This window comes from Mesorhizobium sp. M0601 (assembly GCF_040320845.1).
Taxonomy (GTDB): Bacteria; Pseudomonadota; Alphaproteobacteria; order Rhizobiales; family Rhizobiaceae; genus Mesorhizobium.
The window spans coordinates 76,952-89,399 of sequence record NZ_JAMYQK010000004.1 but is presented as its reverse complement, the minus strand read 5'-3'; the positions used below and the strand labels follow the sequence as shown (position 1 = coordinate 89,399).

Annotated in this window: 13 protein-coding genes and 2 tRNA genes; 6 read left to right on the top strand and 9 right to left on the bottom strand. The window is 63.3% G+C overall.

All coding sequences use genetic code 11. From position 1 onward, the window contains the following. Positions 1-103: 103 nt before the first annotated feature. Genes NKI41_RS06175 through rbsK form a run of 3 tightly spaced genes read left to right on the top strand, consistent with a single transcriptional unit; the run spans position 104 to position 2,592 of the window. The gene (locus tag NKI41_RS06175) at positions 104-1,162 is read left to right on the top strand and encodes an ABC transporter ATP-binding protein (protein WP_352449436.1); all 1,059 of its coding nucleotides are present in this window, start codon (positions 104-106) and stop codon (positions 1,160-1,162) included. A gap of 31 nt (positions 1,163-1,193) precedes the next feature. Beyond that, positions 1,194-1,646: an RbsD/FucU family protein gene (locus tag NKI41_RS06170; RefSeq protein ID WP_352471958.1), complete on the top strand. Its 453-nt coding sequence runs from the start codon at positions 1,194-1,196 to the stop codon at positions 1,644-1,646. Between the two features lie 4 nt (positions 1,647-1,650). Beyond that, entirely contained in the window at positions 1,651-2,592 is a 942-nt protein-coding gene (rbsK, locus tag NKI41_RS06165; protein WP_352681987.1) for a ribokinase, read from the top strand. Positions 2,593-2,685: 93 nt separating this feature from the next. Here rbsK and NKI41_RS06160 read toward each other — a convergent pair. After that, positions 2,686-2,762, bottom strand: a tRNA-Asp gene (locus NKI41_RS06160). Positions 2,763-2,979: 217 nt separating this feature from the next. Between NKI41_RS06160 and NKI41_RS06155 the strand changes: the two genes are divergently transcribed. Both NKI41_RS06155 and NKI41_RS06150 read left to right on the top strand, forming a co-directional pair. Continuing rightward, positions 2,980-3,055: transfer RNA gene (locus NKI41_RS06155), tRNA-Val, on the top strand. A 20-nt stretch (positions 3,056-3,075) separates the two neighbouring features. Then, positions 3,076-3,579, top strand: a complete 504-nt coding sequence (locus tag NKI41_RS06150; RefSeq protein WP_352471956.1) for a hypothetical protein — start codon at positions 3,076-3,078, stop codon at positions 3,577-3,579. Between the two features lie 198 nt (positions 3,580-3,777). Here NKI41_RS06150 and NKI41_RS06145 read toward each other — a convergent pair whose 3' ends face one another. From NKI41_RS06145 to NKI41_RS06120, 6 genes are all read right to left on the bottom strand, one after another. Then, positions 3,778-4,434, bottom strand: coding sequence for a GNAT family N-acetyltransferase (locus NKI41_RS06145; protein ID WP_352681985.1), 657 nt, complete (start codon positions 4,432-4,434; stop codon positions 3,778-3,780). Beyond that, on the bottom strand, positions 4,431-5,210 hold the full coding sequence (locus NKI41_RS06140) for an SDR family NAD(P)-dependent oxidoreductase (protein WP_352542604.1): 780 nt from the start codon (positions 5,208-5,210) through the stop codon (positions 4,431-4,433). The genes NKI41_RS06145 and NKI41_RS06140 overlap by 4 nt, the downstream gene beginning before the upstream one ends. Next, positions 5,207-6,202 (bottom strand): ABC transporter permease, encoded by a 996-nt coding sequence (locus tag NKI41_RS06135; protein ID WP_352542603.1) that lies wholly within the window; start codon positions 6,200-6,202, stop codon positions 5,207-5,209. The genes NKI41_RS06140 and NKI41_RS06135 overlap by 4 nt, the downstream gene beginning before the upstream one ends. Before the next feature lie 162 nt (positions 6,203-6,364). Further along, positions 6,365-7,405, bottom strand: coding sequence for a sugar ABC transporter substrate-binding protein (locus NKI41_RS06130; RefSeq protein ID WP_352681983.1), 1,041 nt, complete (start codon positions 7,403-7,405; stop codon positions 6,365-6,367). 39 nt (positions 7,406-7,444) lie between these two features. Next, positions 7,445-8,209: an ATP-binding cassette domain-containing protein gene (locus tag NKI41_RS06125; RefSeq protein WP_352681981.1), complete on the bottom strand. Its 765-nt coding sequence runs from the start codon at positions 8,207-8,209 to the stop codon at positions 7,445-7,447. Further along, a complete protein-coding gene (locus tag NKI41_RS06120; protein ID WP_352471948.1) occupies positions 8,206-9,372 on the bottom strand; it encodes an ROK family transcriptional regulator in 1,167 nt (388 codons plus the stop codon). Before NKI41_RS06120 ends, NKI41_RS06125 begins: the two co-directional genes overlap by 4 nt. A 323-nt stretch (positions 9,373-9,695) precedes the next feature. Between NKI41_RS06120 and NKI41_RS06115 the strand changes: the two genes are divergently transcribed. Next, a complete protein-coding gene (locus NKI41_RS06115) occupies positions 9,696-10,487 on the top strand; it encodes an alpha/beta fold hydrolase (protein WP_352681979.1) in 792 nt (263 codons plus the stop codon). Between the two features lie 74 nt (positions 10,488-10,561). Here NKI41_RS06115 and NKI41_RS06110 read toward each other — a convergent pair whose 3' ends face one another. Together NKI41_RS06110 and NKI41_RS06105 are read right to left on the bottom strand one after the other, a co-directional pair. Further along, positions 10,562-11,842: a M23 family metallopeptidase gene (locus tag NKI41_RS06110; protein WP_352681977.1), complete on the bottom strand. Its 1,281-nt coding sequence runs from the start codon at positions 11,840-11,842 to the stop codon at positions 10,562-10,564. A 137-nt stretch (positions 11,843-11,979) separates the two neighbouring features. Further along, positions 11,980-12,447: a peroxiredoxin gene (locus NKI41_RS06105; protein WP_352681975.1), complete on the bottom strand. Its 468-nt coding sequence runs from the start codon at positions 12,445-12,447 to the stop codon at positions 11,980-11,982. Position 12,448: the final 1 nt, after the last annotated feature.

Here is a 12,448-nt window from a genome sequence, read left to right as displayed (position 1 = left end):
CAACGAAGTGCGGTGTCAACGTGAATGGGTTTTTTATCTATAAGAGACTGACTTGCCCTCGCCGTTTGCGTTGTTTAGCTTCACGGCAACTGAAGGGGGAATGATGGCTCAAGTCGCGATCCGCAATGTGGCCAAGGCGTTCGGAACCGTCAAGGTTCTGCACGATGTCAGCGTCGACATCGCCGACGGGCAGTTCGTGGTGCTGGTCGGGCCTTCCGGCTGCGGCAAGTCCACGCTGCTGAGGATGGTGGCCGGGCTGGAGACGGTCTCCGGCGGCACCATCGCCATCGGCGAGCGCATCGTCAACCATCTGCCGCCGGCCAAGCGCGACATCGCCATGGTGTTCCAGAACTACGCGCTCTATCCGCACAAGACGGTCGAGCAGAACATGGCCTTTGCTCTCAAGCTGCGCAAAACCGACCCGGCGGTGGTCACTGAGCGGGTCAAGCGCGCCGCCGACATCCTCGACCTCAATCCCTACCTCAAGCGCTATCCGCGCCAGCTCTCTGGCGGCCAGCGCCAGCGCGTCGCCATGGGCCGCGCCATCGTGCGCAACCCGCAGGTGTTCCTCTTCGACGAGCCGCTCTCCAATCTCGACGCCAAGCTGCGTGTCCAGATGCGCACCGAGATCAAGGAACTGCACCAGCGGCTGAAGACCACCACCATCTACGTCACCCACGACCAGATCGAGGCGATGACCATGGCCGACAAGATCGTGGTGATGCGCGACGGTCGCATCGAACAGGTCGGCGCGCCGCTGGAATTATTCGACCGGCCGGCCAACCTGTTTGTCGCCGGCTTCATCGGCTCACCCTCGATGAACCTGCTCAAGGGCGTCGTGCGCAAGGGCGACAAGCCTGTCGTCGAGATCGCCGGGACGCCGTTCCCGATTGCGGCGACCAGTGCCGTCGAGGATGGCCGTAATGTCGTCTACGGCGTGCGGCCCGAGCATCTCGAAATCCATCCCGATGGTGTTCCGGCGAAGATTTCGGTGGTCGAGCCGACCGGTTCCGAGACTTTGGTGTTCCTGCGCTTCGGCGAGGGCGAGATGGTGGCGCTGTTCCGTGAGCGCCACGACTTCAAGCCGGGCGACACACTGCACCTGAAACCGCGGCTCGACCAGGTGCATCTCTTCGACGCAGAGACCGGCAAGCGTCTCTGATTTCGCCCCAGCAAACTTCGCGAGGAATACCATGCTCAAAGGAATCAATCCGCTGCTCAATGCCGATGTGCTGCAGGCGCTGCGGGCGATGGGCCACGGTGACGATCTGATTATCGCCGACACCAATTTCCCGTCCGATTCGGTGGCGCGCCAGACCGTGCTTGGCCGGCTACTGCGCATCGATGCGTCGGCGGCCGACGTGGTCAAGGCGGTACTGTCGCTCTATCCGCTGGACACCTTCGTCGACGATGCCGCCGCGCGCATGGAGATCGTCGGCAAGCCGGACGACATTCCCGCCGTGCAGAAGGAAGTGCAAAAAGAGATCGATGCCGCCGAGGGCAAGGCCTGGCCGATGATCTCGGTCGAGCGCTACGCCTTCTACGAACGCGCCAAGAAGGCCTATTGCGTCATCCAGACCGGCGAGCGCCGCTTCTATGGCTGTTTTGCGTTCCGCAAGGGCGTCGTGCCACCGGATGCGGAGTAGCGGGATGCCGGCGAATCCGATCGTCATGAAGCCGGTTGTCATATTGGGCGTCTTCGTCGCCGATACGGCCTACCGCGCCGCCCGCCAGCCGCGCATGGGCGAGACGATCCTGGGCACGTCCTTCACGCTCGGCCCCGGCGGCAAGGGCTCGAACCAGGCGGTGGCGGCCGGCCGGCTCGGCGCCGATGTCACCTTCCTTACCCGCCTCGGCGTCGATCCCTTTGCCGACATGGCGAGACAGACCTGGTCGCACGCCGGCGTGAAGAGCGCCGTCATCGACACGCCGGAAAGCTACACCGGTGCCGCCTATATCTTCATCCAGGAGACGAGCGGCAACAACGCCATCATCGTCAGTCCCGGTGCGGCCATGCTGATCTCGCCCGCCGATATCGAGGCAAATGCCGGCCTGATCCGCGCGGCCGGCGTTTTCGTCACCCAGCTCGAACAGCCGATCGAGGCGGCGCTGCGGGCGCTGGAGATCGCGCGCGGGGCAGGGGTGACCACCATCCTCAACCCGGCGCCCGCGGCCAGGCTTCCGGACCGCATCTACACGCTTTGCGACTATGTCACGCCGAACGAAACCGAGGCCGAGGAACTGACCGGCATCAAGGTGTCCTCGATCGACGACGCCCGCCGTGCCGCCGACAGCCTGCTTGAGAAGGGCGTTGGGGCAGTCATCGTGACGCTTGGCGAAAACGGTGCGCTGCTGCACACGGCCGATCGTTCCGAGCATGTCGCAGCGGTCGCCGCCGGCCCGGTGGTCGAGACCACAGGCGCGGGCGACGCCTTCAACGGCGGCCTGGCTGCCGCGCTGTCGAGGGGGATCGAACCTCTGGAAGCGGTGCGCTTCGCCTGCGCCGTCGCCGGCATCTCGGTGACGCGCCCAGGCACCGCGCCGTCCATGCCGACGCTGCAGGAAGTCGAGGCGCTGCTCGCCAAGAGGTGAGACCGTATGGATTACATCATGAACGACGACGGTTTTTGACAAATCAACGTCGACATTTCTCCGACACCAGGGGACGTGACCCCAAAGGAGAAATGGCGCGAGTGACGGGGCTCGAACCCGCGACCTCCGGCGTGACAGGCCGGCACTCTAACCAACTGAGCTACACCCGCGCATGGACGAGCACGTGTCAGCCGTGTTCGTCGTTGGGGCGGTGGATAAGGGGTAAGCCACCGGGTGTCAAGCGGACCCGGACAGCATAACAGCAAACAGCAGAAGGTTTTTTGACAAGCCGAACTTTGTTGCCGAAACCGGCTCCCGGCCAAGCCACTGGCCGCTCATTTGGCCTTGCGAAGCCGGTCCTAACTGCTTAAAGGTCCGGCCCGGAGCGGGCGATTAGCTCAGTTGGTAGAGCGCTTCGTTTACACCGAAGATGTCGGCGGTTCGAGCCCGTCATCGCCCACCATTTTCCTCGATGTGTTCAGTTTGGGCTACACCGCTCAAGCTGATCGCCAGGTGAGACGCATCCGACCACTGTGCTACTCGGACTTTGGTCTGATTCAAACTGTCTTTCCGCAGGGACTTAAGTCTGATCTGCTTGCCTCTCATGAGGGAAACGATTGCCGAAAGCTACAACTTGCAGTATCTCAATTGCGTATGGGCATGGGCGGGAGCGAAAATATTCCTGGATGGCTTGCGAGTCATCTTCCGGACGATCCCGTGATCGCAGGAGATCTCGCGGATAAGATATCGAAGGAAGCTGAAAAAAACCGGCTTCCAGGCGATCGGGTTGTGAAGACAACCCGTAACGAAGAAGACACCTTCAAGAAAGAACAAGTCGAAGCTTATCCCGACGCCGCGGTTGCAGGAGTCTTTGCCAGCGGTTCATTCCTCGCCCTGTTGGTATTAGCCATTTATCTGCTTTATGTGCTCTCGATTGTGGCCGGGGGAACGGTCGCGGATGTTCCCCTGCCGCCCATACTGCACTAGTAGACGCTCCGCCAACACTCTGATTAGCCCCGCACCGTGATGCTGGTGACTTTCGTGTCTGCGGTGGAGCACGCGACGAAGGTTTCGTTCCCGCGGCAAAGGTGTTCACGCGGGGCGACTGGCTGCTGCAGAACGGCAGCATTGTACTTCCATAGGCCTCCCGGTTCTTTGCAACTTGGGCGATTGGCTTGTCGCAGATCAGCCTGCAATCGCCGGAGCGTGAGCAATCCGTTTCGCTACATAAACACAACGCTTCGATGAATCAGCGTCCTGCACCACCGCAAATCCAATCGCCTTGTAGAACCTTAGCGCACCATCGTTCTCCGGCATGACTTCGAGGTGGATGCCGGTCGAGCCGCTCGCGGCAAGGCGCTGCTCGAGGAAGGCCATCGCGCGCCTGCCGATGCCTTTCCCGCGCGCTTGCGGCAACAGGTCGATATGGCCATGCGACGGGTAGGCCGCCAGCGCAGGCGGAACAGCGAAATCGGGGTGGTGGATCCGGTACCGCGCCCAGTCGCTGCCGCGCCAGCGCGAACTGTCGGGTCCCGGGTCTGCCACGCGCCGCTGCAGGTCCGGATACCAGTCTGATGCCAGGCTGGCATTGAAAGCGCCCGTATCGGCTGCGCCAAGCAGATAGCCGGCCGCACCTGTGGGGCTATCGATAATAAAGGCCAGATCGGGTTCGAGCACCTGGTAGGGAATAGTGTAGAGGAGGCCGAGCAGGTCCGGGTCGTCCTCGCGGCCGCTGGCATCCTTGCCGGCATCGCCGGTCTTGAGACAGATCATCGCAAGCGCTGCATGATCGGCGGTGGTCGCCCGGCGCAGGAAGAAACCGCCGCCGAAATCGAGGATCATGGCGGCAGCAGCCGGAAATCCTTGCCCTCGGGCAAAAGCTGCCCGCCGTCGACGATGATGGTCGTGCCCGTGATGTAGCTGGCGTCGTCCGAGGCCAGAAACAGGAAGGCGTTGGCCACGTCGCGCGGGCTGCCGAGCCGGCCGAGCGGAATGGCGTCTTCCATGTTCTTGATGAAGGCCGCACCGCGATGCTGCTCTATGCCTTCGGTGAGGATGTTGCCGGGCTCGACGCCGTTGACCGTAATGCCGTAGCCAGAGAATTCGAGCGCAGCCGAACGGATCAGCCCATTGATGCCGGCCTTGGTCGCTGAATAATGGCCGTGGCCGGGGCTGGTGACATGCGGGCCGGTGATCGAGGAGGTGAACAGCATGCGGCCAAAATGCTGCGCCTTCATCGGCACCAGCGCCGCGCGTGCGGCGATGAAGCTGCCGCGCAAGTTCACCGCCATGACCCGGTCCCAGTCGTCGGAACTGGTGTTTTCCAGCAATTGCCAGGGATAGATGCCGGCATTCTGCACCATGATGTCGAGTCGGCCGTGACGGTCGAGGGCCAGCGCCACGGCGGCTTCCGCATCGGCCATCTGCGAAATGTCGGTATGAATGAAGTGGGCGCCGACCTCATCTGCCGTTGCTCGTCCGGCTTCGGTCTCGGTATCGGCCAGCACGAGCTTTGCGCCTTCCTCGGCAAAGCGCTGCGCGATCGCCTTGCCAATGCCGCGGGCAGCACCGATGACCAGCGCCACCTTGCCGACAAGCCTTCCGAGATCGCTAGTCATGCCAGCCTCTGGCGGATTGTCTGCCTGAATGCGTCGAGCAGCACGGCGGCAAGCACCAGCAGGCCGTGTATCACCAGGGTGAAATTGGCCGGCAGGCCCATCAAATTGATCGCCGTGTTGATCGCCGAGAGCAGCAGCACGCCGGCATAGACGCCGGGCAGGGTGCCGACACCGCCTTTCAGGCTGACGCCGCCGATGACGACGGCGGCAAAGGCGTTGAACAAGAATCCCGCACCGAGATTGGCACTGGCTCCGGAGGTGCGAATCGCCAGCAGCCAGCCGGCAAGGCCGGCGATGGCGCCGGCGAGAACGAAGGCTATGACGAGGTTGCGGTTGACGCGGATGCCGGCGCGGAAGGTCGCCGTCTCGTTGCCACCGATCATGACCAGATGGCGGCCGAAGGGCGTCTTGGCCATGACCAGCGAAGAGATGACGAAACAGGCAATCGCGATCCAGGCGGTGAGCGGCAGGCCGAGCAGGCGCTGGATGGCGAACCAGCGGATCGCCGGCGCAAGGTCCTGCGCCGAGCGGCCGCCGGAAATGACCAGCACCAGGCCGCGCACCCAGATGTAAGAAGCCAGCGTGATTATGAAGGCGCTCATCTTGACCCTGACCACCAGATAGCCGTTGAAGGCGCCAATGAGGCCGCCGATGGCAAGCGCGATGAGCAGCGAAACCGGAACCATGAGCCATTGCGGCTGCAACTGGATGCCAAGGCCGATGCCGGACGAGCAGAACAGGATGCCGACCGCCATGGCGCTGAGCGCCGCGACCGATTCGACCGACAGGTCCATGTGACCGGCGATGATGACCAGCGCCAGGCCGATCGACATCACGCCGAGCACGCTCGACGCCTCGATGATGTTGGCGAAGATACCGAGTTGGAAGTAGTTCGGGATAAGGATGGAAAAGACCACCAGCACGAAGACCAGCATGAACCAGACAAGATTGTCGAGGATGAGCTCGAGGGTTTGGCGCGTGCGGGGGTTCATCTCAGGATCCGGTTGGCGCCGACCCCGAAAAACCACTCGGTTTTCGGACTATCAGGCGTGGTTGAAAATTGCTGCAGCATTCCCGCGCGCGTTCGTTCGAACGCACCCGGGCTGCAGGGCTGGGCTCCGGGCCGGCATGGCCCGGAGCTTCTGGCGAGTTCGCTATTCGACCGGCTTTATGGTTTCGGTCGGCGGCTTCATGTTGCCCCAGAAGGCCGGGTTATCGACATTTTCCTTGGTGATCGCAGCGCCGGGGATCTTGATGTTCGGTCCCCACGCTTCCTTGGTCAGGGTTGATTTCAGGCCAAGCACATCATATTCGCCGGGCTTGATCTCCTGCTTGTTGACCACCTTGTCCATGAACATCGCGACCGCCGCGGCCTGCGCGTAGAGCGGCTGCTCGACTTCGACGTTGAGCCAGCCCTTGCGGATCAGGTCGAGGCCGACCGGAGCGCCGTTCGAGCTCATCAGCATGACGTCGCCCGGCTTCTTGCCGGCGGCCTCGAGCGAGGCGACGGCAGCGACCGAAAGATGCGCGGCATGGCTGAAGATCAGGTCGATGTCGGGGTTGGCGAGCATCTGGTCGGCGACGATGGTGCCGGCGTTGCTGGCCTCCCATTGCATGGCCGGCAGCGAGATGATCTTGACGTCCGGGAACGCCTCCATTTTCTCCTCGAAACCCTTCTGGATGTCGAGCGTGTAGGGATCGCCCGGATCGCCGAGCACCTGCAGGATCTTGCCCTTCACCGAGCCGTTCTTCGCGGTCAGGAGCTTTTGTGCCTGGTCGGCGGCGACGTAGCCGATCTCGACGGTTCCGGCCACCGAGGTGAAGTCGGACGGGGTCGAGGTTATCTGGCGGTCGAACTCGACGACCGGGATGCCGGCGGCACGGGCCGCCTCGATCGACGGTTTCAGCGCATTGAAATCGACGGCGGCAAGGATGATCGCCGCCGGCTTCAGCGCGATGACGTCGTTCATCTGCGATTGCTGAGCGTCGGTCTTGTTGTCGGCGTTCAACGTCTTCATCTCGTAGCCGACCTGCTTCAGGAACAGTTCCAGCGCGCTCACCGAGCCGGTCTGGAACTCATCGAGCAATGTCGGCACCATGTAGTAGACGGTGCCCTTGGACTGGGCGAATGCCGGCGTGAGCGTGGCAAAGGCCAGTGCCAGGATACCGAAGACGGAAAGAAGTATTTTCTTCATGTCGTTCGCTCCTCTTGCGCCGGACCCCTCATTTGTCCCTCAGCTCGCCGGTCCGGCACCGGCGAGCGTCTCTCCGGTGATCATGTTGATCACCGCGTCGGGACTTGTTTTGTTGCGTGCGACGTCGCCCGCCACGACGCCTTGCCGGATCACCACGATCCGGTCGGCGACCTGGAAGGCCTGTTGCATGATATGGGTGATGATGACGACGCCGATGCCCTGGCTCGCCACCTGGCGGATCATGTCGAGGCCGCGCCGCGTCTGCTCGACACCGAGCGCCGCGAACGGCTCGTCGAGAAGCACCAGCTTGCCGCCAAAATGCACGAACCGGTTGAGCTCGATGGCCTGCCGCTGGCCGCCGGAAAGATGCTCGACATTGGTGCGAAGCGAGGGAATGCGGGTGCCGGCGCTGGCCAGCGCATTTTGCACCACCTGCTCCATGGCGCGCTCGTCGAGCACCGGAATGCCGAGAACCTTCCTGGTGATCTCGCGGCCCATGAAGAAATTGGCGACCACGTCGACATTGGTGCAAAGCGACAGGTCCTGGTAGACCGTCTCGATCCCCGCGGCCTTGGCCTCGGCGGGAGATTTGGCCAGGAATTCCTTGCCTTCGAACAGCATGCGGCCGGAGGTCGGCTCGAGGCCGCCGGCAATGATCTTGACCAGCGTCGATTTGCCGGCGCCGTTGTCGCCCAGAAGCGCCACCACTTCGCCCTTGTCGATCGAAAAGCTGATGCCTTTCAGCGCTTCGATGGCGCCGTAATTCTTGGCTACGTTGTCGAGCACCAGCAGCGGTTCGCTCATGCCGCGATCCCCTTGTTATGCAAGAGATCTCGCCCGCGTTCGCGCTCGGCGGTGAAGATCTGGCCGAAGCGCGGCGAAAGCACCCCGGAAACGGCAAGCGCGGCGGCGCCGCGCAACACCGCATGCTGGCCGCCGCGCGCGACGCTGACGCGGGGCGTCGTGCGATCGCTTCGCGCCGAGACCGAATTGGGCAGGTGCGCGGCCGCGCCGGCAAGCCTTTCGAGCAGCTCGGTGGACGCCAGCCCGCCGAGGATGATGGTTTCGGGATCGAACAGGTTTTCGATGATGGTGACGGCGTTGCGGAAGATCGGCGCAATCTCGCTCACCCACTCGGCGTCGGCGATGTTGCGGCGCCGCAGCGCCTCGAGCGAGAGATACCGTTCGAGGCAGCCGCGATTGCCGCACGGGCAGGGCTCCCCGCCCGGCACTGCGGGAATGTGGCCGATTTCACCGGCGTTTCCCCAGGCGCCGCGCAATGCCGCCCCGTCATGCACCATGACGCCGCCGAGACCGACGCCGAAATAAAGATAGTAATACTCGGAATACGCCGTTCCGAGGCCGTAGAGGCGCTCGCCGATAGCAGCCGCCGCCATATCGGTTTCGAAAAAGGCCGGCAGTCCGGTCGAGGCGGCCAGCCGCTCGCGCAGCGCCACATCCTTCCAGCCGGTCATGGTGGTCGGCCCGACAAAGCTCATGGACTCCACGCCGAACGGTCCGGGCAGCGCCATGCCAATGCCGAGAACGCGGCCCCCGGGCCGCAATGCCGTCAATTCGAGCACCATGGCGCCGATCAGCTCGAAAGCGTGGTCGGGCGTTGCATTTGGGGCTTCGCGGTAGGTGCTCTCGATAACATCGCCGCTTAGGTTGATCAGGGCGGCATTGATGCCCAGCGGGGTGACGTGGATGCCGACGGCATAGCCGCCTTCCGGATTGATGCGCAGCGTTGCCGGTGGCAGGCCGCGCCCCTTGGGCTCTTCGCGCAACGACAGCACGTAACCGTGCTCTTCCAACTCGCGAACGATGGTTGACACCGTCTGCACGGTGAGTCCGACCCGCCTGGCAATATCGCCGCGAGCGATTGGCCCGTGAAGGCGGATGGATTCGAGCACGATGCGCCGGTTATACGGCCGCCCGAACTCCTGATTGGTCCCGCGCAATGCCATGTCTGGCGCCCTCTCGAGAGAGCAGAGGTTCGCACCGAATATTTATTCAGTCAAATGGAATTCAAAAATAATTCGCCTGCGGCCAAGGCCTTCTAACGCCGGCGAATTCGCGCCCGCCGACGGATGGGCCAACCCTGGCAATTTTCCAGTATGAAGCGCCACCGGCTGGACGGGACGCCAGGCATGACCTTGACCGGCATTCCGATCAGCGCCCTGAAGCCCATTTCGGAACCCGGCAGTGAGCCGGCCAGGGATCGGAGTTCGTTGCGCCTTTCCGTTGCGGGGAGCATACTTGCTCTCGCCGGTCTGCGGGAGGAGATGCGATGCCGAAGCTGACCCTCGACGGGATTGATCTCGGCTATGAGGTGCGGGGCGACGGGCCGCCGGTTCTGTTCGTCCACGGCAGCGTCACGAACGGCATGATGACATGGTCCGCGCAGCTACCGCTTGCGGAGCGCTGGAAGCTGGTTGTGGTCGACCGGCCCGGATACGGATCAAGTTCCCCTGCCGAACGCGAGGATTTCGTCGTCGACGCCAGACTGGTTGCCGGATTCCTCGATCGGACGCATGACCTCTGGGACGAAAGCCGCGTCCATCTGGTCGGGCATTCCTATGGCGGCGTCATCTCTCTTCTTGCAGCAGCGATGCGCCCGCGAGCAATCCGTTCGCTCACGGTGATCGAGCCGCCGGCCTTTGACCTTGCGCGCGGGGATGTTGCCGTCAATGAACTCGTGACGCGCCTGAAGGCCCACTGGCAAAGCGGACCTCGCGACGATCCCGCGCTTCTCTTGCGCCAATTCCTCCATCTGGTCGGCTCGGCGACACAATTGCCAGACCCGCTGCCGCCCCCGCTCGCGCAAGGCGCGGCCATGCTCGTCGTCGAACGCGGGCCATGGGAGGCCGAAATTCCGCTTCGGCAACTTGCCGATGCGCCGTTCCCGAAACTGGTGGTATCCGGCGGGCACAGCGCAGCATTCGACGCCGTCTGCGACGTGCTCGAAAACGTGCTTGGTGCCGATCGTGCCGTGATCGCCGGCGCGGGGCACAGCGTTCAGCAGACCGGTGAGCCGTTCAACCGGCGGCTCGGCGCGTTCATGGCTGCTGCTGAGGGCTGAAGGCGATCTATCTTTGATATTGCCTGGCGGGCGGTTGGCCGCGCGCCCGCTTCACGCCGAATGAATCGCCGGCTCTACAGATACTGCGCGACCTTCTTGCCGACGGTCAGGAAGCGCAGCGGATCGATCGCCTCGCCATTGTGGCGAACCTCGTAGTGCAGATGCGGGCCGGTCGAGCGGCCGCTGTTGCCGGTCTTGCCGATGACGTCTCCGGCATTGAGCTTCTGGCCGACGGCGACGTCGATTTCGCTGAGATGCCCGTAACGCGTCACAAAACCGTTGCCGTGGTCGACCTCGATCATGCGGCCGTAGCCGCCGTTCCAGCCGGCCTTGACGACGACACCGCCGGCCGTGACCTTGGCCGGCATACCGACCGGCGCCCTGAAATCCATGCCGGAATGCAAGGCGGCCGTGCCGAGGATGGGGTCGGTGCGCACGCCGAACGGGCTGGTGACGCTGCGGCCGGGGGCGGGGTTGGCGAGCGGCAGCCGGCGCGCTTCCTTTTTAAGATGATCCAGCGCGTCAAGAGCCTCGTCCAACTCCTTGACCTTGCTGTCGAAGACCAACGAGCTGTCGAGTGGTATCAGCGGGCCACCAACGTCGCTCTTTTCGAATTCGGTATCAACGGGCAGGCCGGCGGCCTCGAGCGCCTGCGAGATCGCGTCGGCGCTCTTGTAGGCATTGTCGGCAAGTGTGGCGATGCGGGTGAGCTGCTGGCTCTCGATGGCCTTCAGCGAGTTGTTGATCGAAACGAAGAGCTTGTCTGCCCGGTCGGCCGCGCTTTCGCTCGGCAGCGGATCGGCGCGGGTCGACCACAGCGAGAACGGCCTGGTGTCGTCAACGCCCACAGGAGCGGCAAGGCTGGCGACGGAATAGGCCGTCGGCTGGATGCTGCCGGCCGCGTCGGCATGTTCGTCCGGCTTTGCCGCCGGCACCGGCGGCGTTGCGACCTCGTTTTCGGCTCGTTCGAGGATCGGGCCGAGACGGCCGTGACGCAGGCTGAGCTGGCTCTGCCGTTCCAGCAGCTCGCTGACCTTGGTTTCCATCAGCTGCTGATCGAGTAACTGGCGGCTGGTGATGCGGTCGACCTGGCTGCGCAGTGCCGAGATGCGGTCTTCGTAGGTCTGCTGCATGCGCGCCTGCCGCGCCGTCGTGGCGCCGATTAGATCGTCGCGCAGCACCAGATAGGAGGTCGCCAGCAGGTAGCCGATGACGACCGCCGCCAGCGCCGAGCCGCAAAATGCAGCCAGCCACGGGCGTATGGTGAAATGCCTTATCTGGTCGCCCCGGGCGATGATGACCGTGTGGGGCTCTCTGCGTCTGCCGAAGACCGCTGACTGACTGGCTACGTTCACGGGACCAAGCTTTCGTTACGACACCAACGACAAGCCTGATTACACATTATTAGGGTTAACAAAGTTTTGCCGATCGAACGACAGGCAAAGGTCTTCGCGCAAAACGGGTATCGAATTACAGCGGCCTGGCGCAGCTCTCAAAGGGCGTGAACCGCCTCCAGCACCTCTTCGGCGTGCCCCTTGACGCGGACGTTGCGCCAGATCCTGGCGATGCGTCCGTCGCGGCCGATCAGGAACGTCGCCCGCTCGACGCCCATATAGGTGCGACCGTAGAGCTTCTTTTCCACCCACAAATGGTAAGCCTCGATCACTTTGCGCTCTTCGTCGGCGACAAGGTCGACGCTCAGATCGTATTTCGCCTTGAATTTGTCGTGTTTCTTGACGCTGTCCGGCGAGAGCCCGATGACGACGGCGCCAGCCTTTTCGAACTCCGGCTTCAACTGCGAAAAGCCGATCGCCTCGTTGGTGCAGCTTGTGGTGTCGTCCTGTGGGTAGAAATAGAGTACGATGGGTTTTCCCAGCAATGCGGCGAGGCTGAGTGAACCGCCGCCGTCGCGCGGAAGATCGAACTGCGGCGCAACATCGCCCACGTCGAGGTCAGCCATA